The sequence below is a fragment of the Achromobacter sp. GW823-FHT04E03 genome (assembly GCF_058796095.1).
This window is the reverse complement of sequence record NZ_JBXAIJ010000002.1, coordinates 604,600-622,535: the sequence shown is the minus strand read 5'-3', so window position 1 is coordinate 622,535 and position 17,936 is coordinate 604,600. Positions and strand designations below refer to the sequence as shown.

General features: G+C 66.3%; 17 protein-coding genes. 11 read left to right on the top strand and 6 right to left on the bottom strand.

Going from position 1 to position 17,936, the window contains the following annotated elements; all coding sequences use genetic code 11:
* Positions 1–12 precede the first annotated feature (12 nt).
* Positions 13–615, bottom strand: coding sequence for a HutD/Ves family protein (locus tag AC1RHV_RS14215; protein ID WP_119449897.1), 603 nt, complete (start codon positions 613–615; stop codon positions 13–15).
* Positions 612–1,355 carry a histidine utilization transcriptional repressor HutC gene (hutC, locus tag AC1RHV_RS14210; protein WP_054455358.1) on the bottom strand — a complete coding sequence of 248 codons (744 nt, stop codon included), beginning with the start codon at positions 1,353–1,355 and terminating at the stop codon, positions 612–614. Before hutC ends, AC1RHV_RS14215 begins: the two co-directional genes overlap by 4 nt.
* 209 nt (positions 1,356–1,564) lie before the next feature.
* Here hutC and AC1RHV_RS14205 point away from each other — a divergent pair, with 209 nt between their 5' ends.
* From AC1RHV_RS14205 to AC1RHV_RS14195, 3 genes are all read left to right on the top strand, one after another.
* Positions 1,565–1,855, top strand: a complete 291-nt coding sequence (locus AC1RHV_RS14205; RefSeq protein ID WP_054455908.1) for a metal-sensing transcriptional repressor — start codon at positions 1,565–1,567, stop codon at positions 1,853–1,855.
* 29 nt (positions 1,856–1,884) lie between these two features.
* Positions 1,885–2,994, top strand: coding sequence for an S-(hydroxymethyl)glutathione dehydrogenase/class III alcohol dehydrogenase (locus tag AC1RHV_RS14200; protein ID WP_054455360.1), 1,110 nt, complete (start codon positions 1,885–1,887; stop codon positions 2,992–2,994).
* Positions 2,995–3,163: 169 nt separating this feature from the next.
* Complete coding sequence (locus AC1RHV_RS14195) at positions 3,164–5,083, top strand: bifunctional metallophosphatase/5'-nucleotidase (RefSeq protein ID WP_492301132.1); 1,920 nt, start codon at positions 3,164–3,166, stop codon at positions 5,081–5,083.
* Positions 5,084–5,105: 22 nt separating this feature from the next.
* Here AC1RHV_RS14195 and AC1RHV_RS14190 read toward each other — a convergent pair whose 3' ends face one another.
* Both AC1RHV_RS14190 and AC1RHV_RS14185 read right to left on the bottom strand, forming a co-directional pair.
* Complete coding sequence (locus AC1RHV_RS14190; RefSeq protein ID WP_492301130.1) at positions 5,106–6,230, bottom strand: glycosyltransferase family 4 protein; 1,125 nt, start codon at positions 6,228–6,230, stop codon at positions 5,106–5,108.
* Entirely contained in the window at positions 6,227–7,219 is a 993-nt protein-coding gene (locus AC1RHV_RS14185) for a WaaZ-like lipopolysaccharide core biosynthesis protein (RefSeq protein WP_119449895.1), read from the bottom strand. The genes AC1RHV_RS14190 and AC1RHV_RS14185 overlap by 4 nt, the downstream gene beginning before the upstream one ends.
* A 320-nt stretch (positions 7,220–7,539) precedes the next feature.
* Between AC1RHV_RS14185 and panB the strand changes: the two genes are divergently transcribed.
* The 3 genes from panB to AC1RHV_RS14170 all read left to right on the top strand — a co-directional run bounded on the left by panB (position 7,540) and on the right by AC1RHV_RS14170 (position 9,959).
* A complete protein-coding gene (gene panB, locus AC1RHV_RS14180; RefSeq protein ID WP_119449894.1) occupies positions 7,540–8,385 on the top strand; it encodes a 3-methyl-2-oxobutanoate hydroxymethyltransferase in 846 nt (281 codons plus the stop codon).
* 56 nt (positions 8,386–8,441) lie between these two features.
* Positions 8,442–9,551 (top strand): YcjF family protein, encoded by a 1,110-nt coding sequence (locus AC1RHV_RS14175; RefSeq protein WP_119449893.1) that lies wholly within the window; start codon positions 8,442–8,444, stop codon positions 9,549–9,551.
* Positions 9,552–9,746: 195 nt separating this feature from the next.
* The gene (locus AC1RHV_RS14170) at positions 9,747–9,959 is read left to right on the top strand and encodes a DUF1059 domain-containing protein (protein WP_054455373.1); all 213 of its coding nucleotides are present in this window, start codon (positions 9,747–9,749) and stop codon (positions 9,957–9,959) included.
* A gap of 106 nt (positions 9,960–10,065) precedes the next feature.
* Here AC1RHV_RS14170 and ocd read toward each other — a convergent pair whose 3' ends face one another.
* Positions 10,066–11,106, bottom strand: a complete 1,041-nt coding sequence (gene ocd / locus AC1RHV_RS14165) for an ornithine cyclodeaminase (RefSeq protein WP_125470603.1) — start codon at positions 11,104–11,106, stop codon at positions 10,066–10,068.
* A gap of 124 nt (positions 11,107–11,230) precedes the next feature.
* Between ocd and AC1RHV_RS14160 the strand changes: the two genes are divergently transcribed.
* The 3 genes from AC1RHV_RS14160 to lhpI all read left to right on the top strand — a co-directional run bounded on the left by AC1RHV_RS14160 (position 11,231) and on the right by lhpI (position 13,878).
* Positions 11,231–11,656, top strand: coding sequence for an Lrp/AsnC family transcriptional regulator (locus AC1RHV_RS14160; protein WP_119449891.1), 426 nt, complete (start codon positions 11,231–11,233; stop codon positions 11,654–11,656).
* Positions 11,657–11,910: 254 nt separating this feature from the next.
* Entirely contained in the window at positions 11,911–12,843 is a 933-nt protein-coding gene (locus tag AC1RHV_RS14155; protein WP_175162049.1) for an N-carbamoyl-D-amino-acid hydrolase, read from the top strand.
* 90 nt (positions 12,844–12,933) lie between these two features.
* Positions 12,934–13,878, top strand: a complete 945-nt coding sequence (gene lhpI, locus AC1RHV_RS14150; protein WP_125470604.1) for a bifunctional Delta(1)-pyrroline-2-carboxylate/Delta(1)-piperideine-2-carboxylate reductase — start codon at positions 12,934–12,936, stop codon at positions 13,876–13,878.
* Between the two features lie 19 nt (positions 13,879–13,897).
* On the opposite strand, the gene AC1RHV_RS14145 is transcribed toward lhpI, so the two are convergent.
* On the bottom strand, positions 13,898–14,797 hold the full coding sequence (locus AC1RHV_RS14145; RefSeq protein ID WP_492301126.1) for a LysR substrate-binding domain-containing protein: 900 nt from the start codon (positions 14,795–14,797) through the stop codon (positions 13,898–13,900).
* Between the two features lie 122 nt (positions 14,798–14,919).
* Between AC1RHV_RS14145 and dkgB the strand changes: the two genes are divergently transcribed.
* Together dkgB and AC1RHV_RS14135 are read left to right on the top strand one after the other, a co-directional pair.
* On the top strand, positions 14,920–15,723 hold the full coding sequence (gene dkgB / locus AC1RHV_RS14140) for a 2,5-didehydrogluconate reductase DkgB (protein WP_492301125.1): 804 nt from the start codon (positions 14,920–14,922) through the stop codon (positions 15,721–15,723).
* Between the two features lie 178 nt (positions 15,724–15,901).
* Complete coding sequence (locus AC1RHV_RS14135) at positions 15,902–17,926, top strand: C1 family peptidase (protein ID WP_492301123.1); 2,025 nt, start codon at positions 15,902–15,904, stop codon at positions 17,924–17,926.
* Positions 17,927–17,936 lie beyond the last annotated feature (10 nt).

Genomic DNA, 17,936 nt, shown 5'->3' with positions numbered 1-17,936 from the left:
GCGGCCGCGCAATCAGACGCTACGCGGCAACAGTTCGATCACGCAGGCGTCCAGCGGCGCTTCGGCCTCCAGCCGGTATTCGGCCAGGCAGTCCATGGACTCGGCATGCAGGCAGTCGTAACGCGACGGCAGCACTTGCGGCTTGCCGTCGATGCGCACCGTAAGCGCGCCGCCCGCCGTCAGCACCAGCACATCGCGCGCGGCGCTGTGGAATGTCCATGGCCCCGCGCCCGCCACCCACTGCAGCCGGGCATGCCAGCGCGCCGGCGCGTAGATCAGGTTGAAGTCGCGTATCGGCCCATCCAGCAGACGGCACTGCACTTGGGCCTCGCCTGCGAAGGCATAGGCCTGGCGCGGCGTGAGCGGCGTCTGCAGGCTGCCGTCCACCGTCAGCTGGATGCCCGAGCCCTCCAGTACCGTGATGATGCGCTGATAGCCCGTGAACGCGGAAAAGCCGCCGTCCTGCGCCACATCGGCGATGGACAGGCGCCAGTCGAACCCGGCCGCGCTGCCGCCGGGATTGCAGACGACTTCCTGCGTGGTGCCGCCGCCGTTGCGCCAGGGCATGCGCGGATAGTCGGCGGCGCGATACAGATGGACTTCGGGTTGCTTCATGAGGTGAACTTGCCTTCCAGGCGGTGCCGGGAACCAGGGTGAATCAAACGGGCCAGGGTGACGGCGCGATCGCCCGACCAGGTGCGGCGGCTGATCAACAGACAGGGCTCGTCGCGCTCGATCTGCAACAGCTGGCATTCGCGCGGCTTGGCGAGGATGGCCTCGACCACGTGCTCGCCTTCGCTCAGCGGCGCGACGCGCGTCAGGTATTCGTACGGCGTGCTATGCGTAAAGTCCTGCTTCAGGTAGTCCGGCGCCAGGCCCACATTGACGTAGCGGTCCTCCAGCTGGATCGGCAGGTCGTCTTCGTAGTGCACGATGATCGAGTGGTACACCGGCTGCCCGGCGCGGATATCCAGCGCCAGCGCCTGTTCGGCGCCTGCGGGCTCTTCGGCCAGGCGCACCACGCGGCTGTGGTGGCGATGATTGCGCGCCGCGATCTCGTCGGCGATGTTATTGACGGCGAACAGCGCCGAGCGCGCCTTGGGCTGGGCCACGAAGGTGCCCACGCCCTGCATGCGCACCAGCAGTCCCTCGGCCGTCAACTCGCGCAAGGCGCGATTGATGGTCATGCGGCTGAACCCGAGCTCATCGACCAGTTCGCTTTCCGACGGCACCCGGTAGTGTTCCGGCCAAGCGCCGCTGCGGATCTGCTGCGCGATCATTTGCTTGACCTGCGCATAGAGTGGCGCAGGCGGCGCATTGGCCTGGATGGGCAATTTGGGGGGATTGGAAGCCATGGGAGATCCTGTAATGCGGCGCCAGGCGACGGATGGCGGTCAGCGCCTAGTATAGACAGGTACAGACGGCTCGCGGATCCGCAGACCCCGCGCGGCCCCGGCTTGTCGCCCGCGCCGCGCCTAGGCATGGTCCCCGGCGCGGGAGTACCGTAGTGGACGTGGGCAGCCAGATTTTCTATACTCCCCCCCTGTATTCATCGGAGCCTGCCGTGCCGCACTCCCCGGAAGAGAAAAAACGCGTCGTCACCCGCTTGCGCCGCATCCAGGGCCAGGCGCTGGCGCTGGAGCGGGCCGTGAACGAAGGCACGGAATGCGGCGCGCTGCTGCAGCAGCTGGCCGCCTTGCGCGGCGCCGCCACCGGCCTGATGGCCGAGGTGCTGGAAAGCCATCTGCGCGAAACCTTCCTCCAAACCGCCCAGGGCGGCCGCCAGGACGCCACGATCGAACCCGAAGCCGAGATCGATCTCTTGATGCGCCTGGTCCGTTCCTATCTGAAATAACGCCATCTGACATACGTGGAGCCCTAACTATGAAATCACGCGCAGCAGTCGCATTCGGACCCGGCAAGCCGCTGGAAATCGTTGAAATCGACGTCGCCCCGCCGCAGCACGGCGAAGTGCTGGTGAAGATCACCCACACCGGCGTCTGCCACACCGACGCCTTCACCCTCAGCGGCGACGATCCGGAAGGCCTGTTCCCCGCCGTGCTGGGCCACGAAGGCGCGGGCGTGGTGGTCGAAGTCGGCGAAGGCGTGACTTCGCTGAAGCCCGGCGACCACGTCATCCCGCTCTACACGGCCGAATGCCGCGAATGCAAGTTCTGCCTGTCCGGCAAGACCAACCTTTGCCAGAAAGTGCGCGCCACGCAGGGCAAGGGCGTCATGCCCGACGGCACCTCGCGCTTCAGCTATGAAGGCAAGCCGCTCTACCACTACATGGGCTGCTCGACCTTCAGCGAATACACCGTGGTCAACGAGATCTCGCTGGCCAAGATCAATCCCGCCGCTCCGCATGAAAAGGTCTGCCTGCTGGGTTGCGGCGTCACCACCGGCCTGGGCGCCGTGCACAACACCGCCAAGGTCAAGGAAGGCGACACCGTCGCCGTGTTCGGCCTGGGCGGCATCGGCCTGGCCGTGATCCAGGGCGCGGTGCAGGCCAAGGCCGGCCGCATCATCGCCGTGGACACCAACCCCAACAAGTTCGTGCTGGCCAGCGCCATGGGCGCCACCGACTGCGTCAACCCCAAGGACCACGACAAGCCGATCCAGGACGTGATCGTCGAAATGACCGACGGCGGCGTGGACTTCTCGTTCGAGTGCATCGGCAACGTGCACGTCATGCGCGCCGCGCTGGAATGCTGCCACAAGGGCTGGGGCGAGAGCATCATCATCGGCGTGGCTGGCGCCGGCCAGGAAATCAGCACGCGTCCGTTCCAGCTGGTCACGGGCCGCGTCTGGCGCGGTTCGGCCTTCGGCGGCGTCAAGGGCCGCACACAGCTGCCGGGCATGGTGGAAGACGCCATGAGCGGCAAGATCGACCTGGACCCGTTCGTGACCCACACGCTGCCGCTGGAACGCATCAACGAAGCCTTCGACCTGATGCATGAAGGCAAGTCGATCCGCACGGTGATCCACTACTAAACCCGCGTCTTGCGGCAACGACGGGCCCGGCGCGACATGCGCCGGGCCCGTTGCTTTTGCATGACAGGCTTGCGACATGTCGTCGCGCAACATGACAGCACTGTCATTCATTTCGGCGTCATCTTGACCCGCGACCATTCGCCCTCCGATGATAGAGGGGTACACGCGAATGAACACGTGGAAGAGGAACGCAGGCGCGGCCATGCTGAGCGCACTGGCGCTGCTGGCCGGCTGCGGCGGCGATGACGATGACGACAAGCCCGTCGAACAACCCGAGCAGCCGGCTCCCGGCAGGCCGATGGAACTGACGATCCTGCACATCAACGATCATCATTCCAACCTGGATAGCAAGAAGAAGGACCTCAAGCTCAAGAACGCTGCCGGCGGGCGCGTCGCCGTGAACGCCGATACGGGCGGCTTTCCGCGAGTGACGGGCGCGATCAACGCCCTGGCTGCGCAATCCGCCAACGTGCTCAAGCTGCACGCGGGCGACGCCACCACCGGCACGCTGTACTTCAACCGAGCGGGCGAACCGGGCGAGGCCGACGCGGCCATGATGAACACCGTCTGCTTCGACGCCATGACCCTGGGCAACCATGAGTTCGACAAGGGCGACAGCGGCCTGAAGCGCTTCATCGAACTGCTGCACGCGGGCGCCTGCCAGACGCCCGTGCTGAGCGCCAACGTCACGTTCGCCGCCGGCTCGGCGCTGAATCCCTCGCGCGCCCCCGGCATGGTCAAGCCCGCCGTGGTCCTCAAGCGCGACGGCCAGGATATCGGCCTGGTGGGCCTGACCATCGCCGCCAAGACCCAGCAGTCCTCCAGCCCGGACGCCGGCACCGTGTTCTCGGACGAGACCATCGCCGCGCAGCAGCAGATCGACGCGCTGCGCGCGCAGGGCGTCAATAAGATCGTGGTGATGAGCCACATCGGCTACAGCTATGACAAGCAGGTGATCGCGCAGCTGAGCGGCGTGGACGTGGTGGTGGGCGGCGACTCGCACACGTTGCTGGGTCCCGCCTCCATGGCGGACTATGGCGTGGGCTCGCCCGCGGGCGCCTATCCCACGGTGCTCCAGGACAAGGACGGCAAGCGCGTCTGCCTGGTGCAAGCGTGGGAATACTCGCAGGTGGTCGGCGAGCTGAAGGTGAGCTTCGACGCCAACGGCGACGTCACCGCCTGCGCCGGCACGCCGCATGTGCTGATGGACGGTCCGCTGAAGGTCGCCGGCGCCGCACCCTCGGCAGCCGACGAGGCGGCGATCCAGGCCGACATCCAGGCCAGTGGCTTCCTGCGCATGCAGACGCCGGACGCGCAGGCCGCGGGCGTGCTGCAGCCGTTCAAGGCCAAGGTCGACCAGTTCAGCCGCAGCCTCGTCGCTTCGGTGCCGCAGGAACTATGCTCGCGGCGCGTGCCGGGCGGCCCCGGTTCGCGCGACTACAGCCGCTCCAGCGCCGCCTGCAACACGCTGGGCAGCGTCAGCCTGCGCGGCGGCGACATCCAGCAGCTGGTGGCCCAAGCCTACCTGGACGTGGCCAACGCCAGTTATGGCGGCGCCGACATCTCGCTGCAAAGCGGCGGCGGCGTGCGCGTGCCGCTACTGGGCAACGTAACGGCGGCCAACGTGATCGAAGTGGTGCCTTTCGGCAATATGCTCTGGCGCCTGGATGTGACCGGCGCCGAGGTCAAGAGCATGCTGGAAGACGGCATGCAGGCAGTCTACGGCGCGGGCGGCTCCACCGGCCCCTATCCTTATGCCGGCGGCCTGCGCTGGGACGTGAATGCGGCCCAGGCCCAGGGCAGCCGCGTGTCCAACATCGAAGTCCGGGATCAGGCCAGCGGCAACTGGCTGCCGCTGGACGCGGGCCGCAGCTACAAGCTGTTCGTGCTGAGCTTCAACGCCACCGGCGGCGACGGCTACAAGACCCTGGCCAACGTGCCGACCTCGCGCCGGCAGGACATCGGCGTGCTGGATGCCGACGTGCTGCAGGCCTACATCGACAAGCAGGCCAAGGACCCGGTCAGCGGCCTGCCGGTGCTGAATCTGCTGCCCGTGAGCCTGTACAGCACCAAGACGTACAGCGAGTAGCGGCAGGCGCCGGGCGCGGCCATCAGGCCGGCTGCGCCCGGCTTTCGCGGTAGACGCGCTCGGTATTGCCGACGAACGTCGTCAACGAGAACTCCCGCAGCGCGGTGCTGCGGGCCTCGGCGCCCATCACGCCCAGGACCTCGCGGTTTTCCAGGATCTTCGACAGCGCTTCGACGATGCTGTCCACCGAGGCCGGCGGCACCACCCAGCCATCGCGGCCATCGGTGACGTTCTCGGGCAGCCCGCCCACGGCGCTGACGATCACGGGCTTGCCTGCGGCCATCATCTCGCGGCAGGCAAAGGAAATCGTCTCCAGCTTGGACGACAGCACAAAGCCCACGTCCAGCGCCGACAGGAAGGGGCTGACGTCCTCCATCAAGCCCGTAAACACCACCTGCTCCGACATGCCCAGTTCGGCCACGCGGCGCATCTGCTCCGCATCGGGCAGCTTGCCCGCAATCAGCACCACCACCTGCCGCCGCTTGTTGTCGGGCAGCATGGACACGGCGGTCACCATGTCCAGCCAGTTCTTGTAGACCGCGGTGCCGGCATTGCTGCCGATGACCAGCCGACCCTGCATGTCGTTGGGCAACAGGCTGCCGCGCGCCTGCGCCGCCTCTCGGCGCGAGGCCGGACTGCACTTTTCCGTATCCACCCCGTTGTGCACCACCCGCAGGTCCTCGTTGCGGAAGACCGACTGCTTCATGCGGCGAAACGTATGGGTGCACACGCAGATGACGCGGTTGGTGCCCCATTTGGCGCGCACCCGCGCACCCAGGCTGTTGGCGCTGCGGTCGGTGTGCTGCGTGTAGACCATGAAGGGACGCCGCGCCCCCATGCCCACGGTCGCCAGCATGCACAGGCGGTGGTCGGCCGAGCCGTTGACGTGGACCACGTCGAACTGTTCGTCGCGCAGCAGGGCGCGCAGACGGCGCAGCGCGCGCAGCTGCTGCAGCGGACGGCCCTTGAATTCCAGGGCCAGCGTGCGAACGCCGGGCAGGGCCGCGGCCTCGGCCAGCAGGCGGCTGCTGGCGGGCGCGGCCACGGTCACCTGCGACTTCTCGCACAGGATGCGCGCCAGCGACATCACGTAGGTGGTGTGGCCGCCGCCATCGCCTTGGTGGAAATTGGTGTACAGAATCTTCATGGGGTCATACTCGAAAACGGCTGCTCGGGCAGCAGGCAGCTCCAGTCGCGCTTCTCGAACACGTCATCCCCCAGCCGGCTGGCGGGCGACAGGTTGTAGACCTTGATGCCGCGTTCGCCGAGCAGCCGGCTGGCTTGCCGGAAGGCGGGTTCGATGTGTCCGGAGAATTGCCGGTCCAGCGCGGTGGACAGCTGCGTTGCCGCGCTTTCATAGAATCGGGGTCCCGCCGCGGCCGTCAGGTCCAGGCCGTGCAGGTATATGGTTTTCGCGCCCAGCCACGCCAGCAGCTGCAAGCCCGTATAGGCCACGGTGCCGCCGCCGAACAGGCCGCGCGGCGGGTCCAGGCTGAAGCCGTGCGCATGCACCGGGTTGCGCGCGTCGAACAGCACCAGTCCGGGGTCGTCGGCCAAGCGCGCTTCCAGCTGCTCGGGGCGCGCGCGCGGCTGCAGCGCGCGCTGGTGCACTTCTTCGAACAGCGCGATGCGGCAGCGCACGTCCTTGCGGTCGAACAGGAAGCCTATCCAACGGTAGACCTCGGGCGTGACGAACAACGTCAGATCCTGCGCCAGCACTTGCGCCACCAGATCGCGCCTGCGGTTGACGAAACCGGCATCGAGCATGGCGTAGTAGTCAAAGCGCAGGGTAGGGTGCTGACGCCGCAGCGCGATCGAGCCGTTGACGCCCATCGTCACATCCAGCCGGCAACGCGCGTAGTCGATCTGAGCCACCGAGGGGCCGCTCAATATCAGATGGGCGTCGGCGGCGATGTCGCGCGGCAGTTGATCCAGCGGGGTGGTGGCAGGGCCTTGCACGCCGCGCAGTTCACATCCTGTCAGCCGCTCCTGCCCACCGCGCTGAACCGTCACAAAGGGCCACAAGGTTTCGTTGTGCCGGTATGCGGCGGGCCGGGTGTGGCGATAGAAGTAACGCAGGCCCTTGGTCAGCGGACGCGAACACAGCAGACGTGGAATGAGCCCGGGACTAGGCATGAGCAATGTTGCGCGGAAGCCGCGAAATAACCTTGTAAGCGGCGAATTCTACGCAGGCAGACCTGTCGAAAAAGCGAGTGAACCCTTGAAGATGTAACGCTTTTATGGAAACTCCAAAACGTCCCTAAATTTGTTGCCGACGCTTTCCACAGAGCACGGCATCGCGGCGCCCCAAAACTTTCGATTACGTTTTGCCGCAAAGATTAGCCTGCTGGGCACAGCCATGCGCTAGCTGCGGGCCGCGCCTGCGGCCTTCCGCTACGATGCGGGTATCGCAATGTCCCGATTCAAGCAATCAACCCTGGATAGGAAGAATTTCGATGTCTACGACCGCCACCCTGAACACGGCTGCCGCCCACGCACCCCGCCTGAGCGTGCCCGCGTTCCGCGCGCGCAAGCGCCAGGAGCCGCTGGTGATGCTGACGGCCTACACGGCGCGCATGGCCGAACTGCTGGACCCGCATTGCGACGCCCTGCTGGTGGGCGACAGCCTGGCCCAGACGATCTACGGACTGCCTTCCACCGTGCCAGTCACGCTGGACATGATGATTGCGCACGGCGCCGCCGTGGTGCGCGGCTCGCGCCGGGCGCTGATCGTCGTCGACATGCCTTTCGGCAGTTATGAGGAAAGCCCCGAGCAGGCCTTCCGCTCCGCCGCGCGCATCATGAAGGAAACCGGCGCGGGCGCGGTCAAGCTCGAAGGCGGCCAGAGCATGGCGCCGACCGTCGCCTATCTGTCCGCGCGCGGCATCCCGGTCATGGGCCATGTCGGCCTGACGCCGCAAGCCGTGAATATCCTGGGCGGCTACGGCGCGCGCGGCCGCGGCGAAGCCGAATACGCCCGCATCGCCGCCGACGCCGCCGCCGTGGCGGACGCCGGCGCCTTCTCGCTGGTGATCGAAGGCGTGGTCGAGCCGCTGGCGGCGTCGATCACCGAGGCCGTCGCCTGCCCGACCATAGGCATAGGCGCATCCGCGCGCTGCGACGGCCAGGTGCTGGTGGTGGACGACATGCTGGGCATGTTCGAGCGCACCGCGCGCTTCGTGAAGCGCTACGACGACCTGGCCGGCCGCATTCAGCAGGCGGCGCAGACCTATGCCACCGAAGTCCGCGCGCGGACCTTCCCCGAATCGGCCCATCTCTACGGCGCAGCGGGCGGCGCCTGATGGCGGCGCGCGTTTCTCGCTAGAATCTTTCCCATGCCTTTCTACGCACACACCTCATGAGCACGCCCCGCATGGACACGCCCCAGCTGCAGGACGCCATCGCGGACGCCATCAGCACCGCCACGCGCGGCGCCGGGCGCGTGAACATCCTGGTCGCGGGCAAGACCGGCGTGGGCAAGAGCACGCTGATCAATGCCGTATTCCGCGGCGACCTGGCCAAGACCGGCGCGGGCAAGCCCGTCACCCAGTCGACCCAGGAATTCACCCGGGCCGGCCATCCGCTCACCATCATCGACACGCGCGGCCTGGAGGTCGGCGACTACGAGCGCTCGCGCCAGCAGCTGGCGGACCTGATCCAGGAACGCTCCGCCGCCGACGATCAGGACCGGCACCTGCACGTGGCCTGGCTCTGCATCCAGGACAGCAGCCACCGCGTCGAAGACGCGGAAATCGAACTGTGCAACATGCTGTCCGATGCCGGCATCCCCGTCGTGGCGGTGCTGACCAAGGCGCGCAAGAACAGCCCCTTCGTCGACGAAGCGCGCAAGCTGCTGCCGCGCGCCAAGCAGGTGGTGGCGGTGCGCGCGCTGCCGGAATGGATCGAGGAGCTGGACGCGGAACTGCCGCCCATGGGCCTGGACAACCTGATCGAGGCCACCGCCCTGCACATCCCCGAGGCGCAGCAGCGGGCCTATGCCAACGCGCTGTCCACCCGCAACAAGAAGGCCCTGGAAGTAAAAAAAAAGCGGGCTGAGATAGAGGTCAACGTGGCCGCGGGGCTGGCCGCGTCGGCCGCCGCCGCGCCCATCCCGTTCTCGGACGCCGTTGCGCTGGTGCCCATCCAGGTCGGCATGATCGCCAAGATCGGCATCACTTTCGGCATGGAACTGAATACCGCCGCCATCACCACGCTGGTCACCTCCACGCTGGGCGCGTCCGCGGCCACACTGATCGGGCGCTCGGTGGTCTCCGGGCTGCTGAAATTCATCCCCGGCGCGGGCAGCGCAGTGGGCGGCACCATTGCCGCCACCACCGCCGGCGCCATCACCAAGCTGCTGGGCAATGCCTACGTGGCCGTGCTGTACGACTTCTGCCTGAAGCATCCGGGCAAGGACATCGACATCGCGATGATCGCCCAGGCCTTGAAGCAGCGCGTCAGCTTCTGAAGCCCGCTGCGGCCGCACTGGTATCCAAGCACTAGCGCCTGGTGGCATTTGCCGAATTGCGCCGCGACTGCGGCGTCGGATCTATACTTTTCTGACCGCCCCCGCCGCTGCGACGCGCCAGCGGCCCGGACGTCCCGCGCCGCGCGCCGGATGCTCTTGCGCAGGCCCAGGCAGCCTGCGCGCAGGGAGACGTTCATGACTCGCAAATACATCGATTGCCGCGAATACCCCAGCGCAATGAACTGCACGGTGGCGCTGGCGGCGGATTCCGAAGGCGAATTGCTGGAAGCCGCCGTGCAGCATGCAACCACGGTGCACAAGCATGCCGACACCCCCGAGTTGCGTACGCAGCTGAAATCGCTGTTCCACGACGGCACGCCGCCAGTTGAAATACCCAGCCGCACATGAGGCGGCCGCCATTGGCGCCGGCGCGGTTCGCCACGCCGGCGCTTGCGCCCATCAAAGCGTCACGGAAGCGTCCCGGTTTGCGCGGACGGCTCCGCGCGCGCCGGCATCAGGCCCGGGCCGCGACAGGTTGAGCGGCCCGCACCGCTTCGAACAGATTCTTCGGATCGGGCAGTTGCGGCGCAACCTCGATGCGGGCGCCCACGCCATGGCGCACGGCGGCGTCGCGCAGCCAGCGCAACGCCGAGAAGTCTTCCAGTGCAAAGCCCACCGAATCGAAGATGGTCACGTCGGCTGCGTTCTTGCGTCCGGCGGATTGGCCCGTCAGCACCCGCCACAATTCCGTCACCGCGAAGTCGGCAGGCATCTGCTGCAGGTCGCCCTCGATGCGTGTCTGCGGCTCGTATTCCACGAACACCGGGCCCGCGCGCAGCACGTCCGCATGCAGTTCCGTCTTGCCCGGGCAGTCGCCGCCGACAGCGTTGATGTGCATGCCAGGCTCGACCATGTCCGCGGTCAGGATGGTGGCGTAGGCCTTGTCCGCCGTCACCGTGGTGACGATGTCCGTGCCCTTGACCGCCTCTGCCGCACTATCGAAGCGCACCACGCGCAAGCCGGGCACTGAAGCCAGATTGCTTTCAAGCTTGCGTGTGGCGCCTGCGTCCACGTCATAGACGTGCAGCGTGTCGACGCCGAGGATGTAATGGAAGGCCAATGCCTGGAACTCGCTCTGCGCGCCGTTGCCGATCAGCGCCATCCTGCGCGAGTCCGGCCGGGCCAGCGCGCGCGCCGCCAAGGCGGAGGTCACGGCCGTTCGCAGCGCGGTGGTCAAGGTCAGCTCGCTGATCAGCAGCGGCTCGCCCGTGCTGACCTGCGCCAGCGCGCCGAATGCCATCACGGTGGACAGGCCGGCCTGCGGATTGCCCGGGTGGCCGTTCACGTATTTGAAGGTGTAGTACTCGCTGTCGGCGGTGGGCATCAGTTCGATCACGCCGGTTGCCGAATGGCTGGCCACCCGCGCGCTCTTGTCGAATTCCTGCCATCGAAGAAAGTCCGACAGCAGGTAGTCCAGCAGACCGGAAAAGACCTGTTGCGGGCCTTGCAGGGCCACGATTTTGGCCACGTCGGAAGTTGAAAGCAGCGTCGTCAATTTGTTCTCCCCGAGTTATGGAATAGAAATTCTGGGGGATGGGCAAACCAATTAATAGTGACAACAATCAACACAAAACGCTAAGATTCTGCCACTCTGATAGCAATAATTAGCACTTTTCACAATGGACACGCTAGATCAGAACCTGCTCGGCCTGTTGCGCGCCGATGCCCGCATGTCGGTCGCCACGCTGGCGAAGAAGCTGGACGTCTCGCGCGGCACCATCGACAACCGCATCCGCAAGCTGGAAGAGCGCGGCATCATCCGCGGCTACACCGTGCGCCTGCGTCCAGAGGTTGAAACCGAAGATATCGTCGCCTGGATGAGCATTGCCGTCGAAGGCCACGAAACCCGCAAGATCGTGAGCCTGCTGATGGGCGAACCCGCCGTGGCGGGCCTGCACGACACCAACGGCCGCTGGGATTTGCTGGCCGAGCTGCGCGTACCCACCATCGACCAGCTGTCCGAAGTGCTGGACCGCCTGCGCACGCTCAAGGGCATCGCCGCCACCGAAACCAGCATCCACCTCAAGACCTTCAAGGCGCTTTGAGCGCCGGCATACGGGGAAACCCGATATAAAACTTTGCATGGGCCCCATGACGCCGCGTTATGCATAAGGTCGCGGCGGCTTGTGTCCGCCCGACCGAATTCCCCGCCAGATCATCGTCTTAGCGTAGCGCCCGGCGCAATTTCCCTGGCTCGCCGCCAGTCGCCACAGCGGTTCCGGATTTCCGCCCGTGCATGCATGCTTGCGCCTTCAGCCTGGAGATCCACATCGTGAGTAATGCATACCCCGCCCGCAAGATGGGCCTGGCGGTCGCCCAGATGGGCGCTGTGAACCTTGCCGATTCCCGCGCGGCCGTGGTCCGCCGCCTGGTCGAAATGATGCGCGAGGCCGCCGCCCGCCGCGCGGAGTTTGTCGTTTTTCCCGAGCTGGCGCTGACCACGTTCTTTCCGCGCTACTGGATGGAAGACGCCGAGGCCGTCGAGCGCTACTTTGAAAAAAGCATGCCCAACGCCGACGTGCAGCCGCTGTTCGACACCGCGCGCGAGCTGGGCATAGGCTTCTACCTGGGCTACGCCGAACTGACGCCCGAAGGCCGCCAGTTCAACACCGCCATCCTGGTGGACCGCAGCGCCAGAATCATCGGCAAGTACCGCAAGATCCACCTGCCGGGCCACTCCGACCACAAGATCGGCGCGCCGTTCCAGCACCTGGAGAAGAAATTCTTCGAAGTCGGCGACCTGGGCTTCGGCGTTTGGGAAACCAACGACGTGAAGATCGGCATGTGCCTGTGCAACGACCGCCGCTGGCCCGAGACTTATCGCGTCATGTCGCTGCAAAGCGCCGAGCTGATCGTGCTGGGCTACAACACGCCGTCCCTCAACATCCACTGGAACGAGCCCGCGCACCTGCGCACCACCACGCATGAGATCGTGCTGCAGGCCAGCGCCTACCAGAACGCGGTGTGGGTCGGCGCGGCCGCCAAATGCGGCCATGAAGACGGCCACCACATGATAGGCAGCTCCATGATCGTTGCGCCTTCCGGCGAGATCGTGGCGCGTTCCAGCGGCGAAGAAGACGAGGTGATCACCGCCCGCATCGACCTGGCCATGGGCCAGGCCTTCCGCGACCATGTGTTCAACTTCGCCAAGCACCGCAATCCGCAGCATTACAAGCTGATCGTCGAGCGCACCGGCGCGGGCGATCCGCTGCCCACGGCGGCCATCGACTGAAGGCGACGCCTGCCCGCGGCGCGGGCGGGCGCCTTCCGCGCTGCTAGACTGCCTGCTGGCCCACAGACCGACCCGCAGCAGGCAACAACCATGCGCTTCATCGACACCGAACAAACCCGCAACGCCCTGTCCTTCGACGCCGTCATTCCCGCCTTGCGGGAGGCCTTCCGCGGCAGCGCCACCGTGCCGCCGCGGCATGTCCACGCCATCCAGTCGGGCAATGCGCACGGCACCTCGCTGATCATGCCCGCCTGGAGCGACCGCGGCTACTTCGGCGTGAAGATCATCAACATCTTCCCCGAGAACACCCACCAGGGCCTGCCCGGCCTGCACGCCACCTACAACCTGTACAGCGCCACCACCGGCGTGCCAATAGCCCAGGTCGACGGCGACATCGTCACTGTGTACCGCACGGCGGGCGCGGCCGCGTTGGGCGCGGATTACCTGGCGCGCGCCGACGCCAGCACGCTGCTCATCGTGGGCTCCGGCCGCATCGCCGGCCTGGTGGCGCAGGCCATGCGCACCGTGCGCCCGATCCAGCGCGTGCTGGTGTGGAACGTGCGTGCGGCCGGCGCCGAGAAGCTGGCGGGCGAGCTGCGCGCGCAGGGCTTCGATGCCGCGGCCGCCGCCGACCTGGAAAGCGCCGCACGCCAGGCCGACATCATCAGCTGCGCCACGCTGTCCACCGTACCGCTGATCCACGGCGCCTGGCTGCGTCCCGGCGTGCACCTGGACCTGATCGGCAGCTTCAAGCCCGAAATGCGCGAAACGGACGCGGCCTGCTTCGACGGCACCTCGGTCTACGTGGACACCGGCGAAGCGCCCACCAAGTCCGGCGACCTGCTGGCCGCCTTCGAGGCCGGCGCGCTCAAGCGCGAGGACATCCGCGGCGACCTGCACCAACTGGCTGCCGGTGAGCTGCCAGGCCGCCGCGACGACCAGGAAATCACCGTGTTCAAGGCCGTGGGCAGCGCGCTGGAAGACCTGACGCTGGCGACACTGGTGTACGAATCGGTCAGCGGCGAACGCGCCTGAACGCGCAGCGTCCGCGCCCCTATTCGAAGCCGCGCGGGCCCAGCGCCTGGACCATGTAGTCGATGAAGGATTTGATGCGCGAAGAGATCGCGGTGTTGCGGTAGTACACCGCGTTGATCGGCTGGCGCACGTCCTGCGTCTGCTTCACCAGCAGCTGCTGCAAGGCGCCGCTGGCGCGGTCTCCGCGCGTCATGAAATCCGACAGGCAGACGACGCCGCCGTCGTTCAAGGCCAGTTGCCGCAGGGTTTCGCCGCTGAACGCGCGCACGTGCGGCTTGATGTGCAGGGCCTCGCCGTCGGCCTCCAGCAGGGGCCATTCGTTCAGCGCTTCCAGCTGGCTGAAGCCCAGCAAAATGTGCGCAGCCAGATCGGCCACGCGCCGCGGCGTGCCATGCGCGTCCAGATAACCGGGACTGGCCAGCACGCGCACGCGGCTGTGGCCCAGTGGCACCGCATGCAGCGATGAATCCTTCAGGCGTCCGATGCGGATGGCCAGGTCGGTGCGGCGCTCCAGCAGGTCGATGTTGCCTTCGTTGCTGTTCAGTTCCAGCTCCACCTGCGGATAGCGCTTGCGATAGCCCGGAACCAGCGGCGCGATCACATGCAGCATGAAAGGCGAGGCTGCGTCCACCCGCAAGCGCCCGGCCGGCTGGTTGCGGCGCAGGCTCATCAGTTCCTCGCTTTCTTCCACCGCGGCCACGATCTTGCGCGCCTGCTCCAGATAGGCGCGGCCTTCCTCGGTCAATTCCAGCCGCCGCGTGGTCCGGCGCATCAGCGTGGTCTGCAACTTCTCTTCCAGCCGGCTCATGGTCCGGCTGGCGGCGGAAACGGTCTGTCCCAGCACGTCTGCGGCAGCGGTGATGGAGCCGCTGTCCACGATGGCGATAAAGACCTGCATTTCATCGAGGGTCGTCTTCATTCTTGCATTTATATCAAAAGTCTTTCGTGCATACCGGACTTTTTCCGCAAGTATCCGACGGGCACACTGCAGGCATTCCCGGGTATCTGCGCCCGGATCCGCGAACCCATCAGGAGTTGCCCATGAGCATTCCCGCCTTCGGCGTCGGCACCTTCCGCTTGCAAGGTCAAGCCGTCATCGATTCCGTGCGCAACGCGCTGGATCTTGGCTACCGCGCCATCGACACCGCGCAAATCTACGAAAACGAAGCCGAGGTCGGCCAGGCCATCGCCGAATCCGGCGTGCCGCGCGAGGCACTATTCGTCACGACCAAGATCTGGGTGCCCAACTACGCCCGCGACAAGCTCATCCCCAGCCTGAAGGACAGCCTGGCCAAGCTGCGCAGCGACTACGCGGACCTGACCCTGATCCATTGGCCCGCGCCTGGCAACGGCGTGTCCATCGAGGAATTCATGAGCGCGCTGGCCGAGGCCAAGACGCAAGGGCTGACCCGCCAGATCGGCATCTCCAACTTCCCCATCGCCGAAACCCGCGCCGCCATCGCCGCCGTGGGCCGCGAGCAGATTGCCACCAACCAGATCGAACTCAGCCCCTACCTGCAAAACCGCAAGCTCGCCGCCTTCCTGCAGGAACAAGGCATCCCGGTCACGTCGTACATGACGCTGGCCTATGGCAAGGTGCTGAAGGATCCGGTCATCGGCCAGATCGCCCAGCGCCACGACGCGACGACCGCGCAGGTCGCGCTGGCCTGGGCGCTGCAACTGGGCTATGCCGTCATTCCTTCGTCGACCAAGCGCGAGAACCTGGCCAGCAACCTGCTCGCCCAGGACCTGCGGCTGACGGACGAGGACATGGCGCAGATCGCGGCGCTGGAGCGCAATGGGCGCGAAGTCAGTCCCGAGGGCCTGGCGGCGCAGTGGGATTAAGCCGCAGCTAGTGCAAATGAACCATTGCAAATCCAGGGACTAATACTTTCAGATACTAGCGCACCGGCTTAGGCGCGCCTATATATCGCACCTACGGGCGCAATCTTCACTGTCGTCATGTCGTCTTGCCTCAAAACGCCGCCCTCGCGCTGAAAGCCTGTCTCCACTGGAGTACGCCATGGCTGCAAAGAAGCAAGCGGGGCGCGCCGCCCCGGCACGCAAGACGGCGGACAAAAAACGGCAGGCCGCCACAGTCAGCACGGCGGCGGCCAAGACGCCCCGGCCCGCAGCGAAGCGCAAAAGCCGCAAGCCGCCGCCAGCGCTGCCGTTTCGCCGCACCGCCAAGCCCGACGCCTTCGACGTCCGCGACCTGCCGTTCCGCCCCAACATCTCGGTCACGCCCAAGACCGAGATGATTCCCGCAATGGGGTTGACGGTGAAGCACCAGGAAGACACCTCGGCCTGCACCGGCTTCGCCTTGTCCACCGTGGTCGAATACCTGCTGCGCAAGTCGGAGCGCGAACCGCGCCCGGCCATTTCGCCATTCATGCTGTACTCCATGGCCAGGCGCTATGACGAGTTCCCGGGGTCGGTCGACGACACGGGATCGAGCCTGCGCGGCGCACTCAAGGGCTGGTTCAAGCACGGCGCGTGTTCCCAGGAATTGTTTCCGGCCCTGGCCATGCCAGCGGCGGCCAACGAGACCGCCGACGACTGGTGGCTGGACGCCGTCAAGCGCCCGCTGGGCGCCTACTACCGCATTGACACGCGCAACATCGTCGAAATGCACGCGGCGCTCAACGAGGTCGGCATCCTGTACGCCAGCGCGGGCTGCCACGCCGGCTGGGACGATGGCCATGGCGTCACCCCGCAGAAGGCGCCGTCCACGCCGGGAGCCCAGCCGTTCTGGATCATCCCGCCCGACAAGCAGGACGCCGCCACCGACGGCCATGCCTTCGTCATTGTTGGCTATACCCAGGACGGCTTCCTGATCCAGAACTCCTGGGGCGAGGAATGGGGAACCCATGGCATGGCGGTGCTGACCTACGACGACTGGATGCGCAACGCCATGGATTGCTGGGTGGTGCAACTGGGCGTGGTCACGCACGAGCACACCAAGATATCGAACAGCATCACGCTGCGCACCGACGGCAAGAAGGTCACGCTGGCGGCGGGAACCGTGTTGCGCAACCGCGAGATCTCGCCCTTCATCGTCAACGTGGGCAACAACGGCAAGCTCAGCAACAGCGGCACGTTCCGCACCACACCCGACGATCTGCGCGCCATTGTCGACGTCCATATGAACGCCGCGCGCGAGAAGTGGGGCTTGAAGGACAGGCCCATGGACGTCTGCGTCTATGCGCATGGCGGCCTGGTGGGTGAAGAAGATGCGGCGGAAGCCGCCGCCGAATGGATACCGCTGCTTTACGAGAAGCAGATTTTTCCAGTCTTCCTGATGTGGGAAACGGACTTCATCACCACCGTGAAGAACATCATCCAGGACGCCGCCCACAGCGTGCCGCGCACCACGGGCGGCCTGGGCGAGCGGCTGGAGCGCTGGTGGAACCAGCGCCTGGAACGCTGGCTGGCCAGGCCTGGCACCGTGGTCTGGGGCGAGATGAAGCAGAATGCCCAGGCCATGAGCGAACCGGCGCCCAAGGGCATGACGCAGGAAGAAGCCGCGATGATCATGCTGTACAAGCACTTCAAATCGCATGTCAGCGAGGGCCGTGTGCGCCTGCACATCGTCGGCCATTCGGCCGGCGCCATCGTCGCCAGCCACTTCGTGCACCGCTTGACGGCGGACGGCGGCAAACTGGAGTCGCTCAACCTGATGGCCCCGGCAGTCACGCTGGACACCTTCCAGAAACTGGTCGTGCCGCACCTGAAGACGCGGGTAAAGCGCTACCAGCAGTTCCATCTTTCCGACCGTGCCGAGGAAGACGATCCCACCTGCGGCCCGTACCGCCGTTCGCTGCTCTATCTGGTGAGCGAATCCTTCGAAGGCGGCACCACCACGCCGCTGCTGGGCATGGAGCGCTATTTCCGCGGCGCCGGCATTCCTTGCGACGCCGTGCATGTATCACCCGCGGGCAGCCCCGCGCCCGGCTCGGCCAATCCGCCCGTGGCGGCCAGCACGCACGGCGGCTTTGACAATGACAAGGGCACTCAGCAGCAGATCATTGCGTTCATCAAGCGTTGAGGGCAGGGAC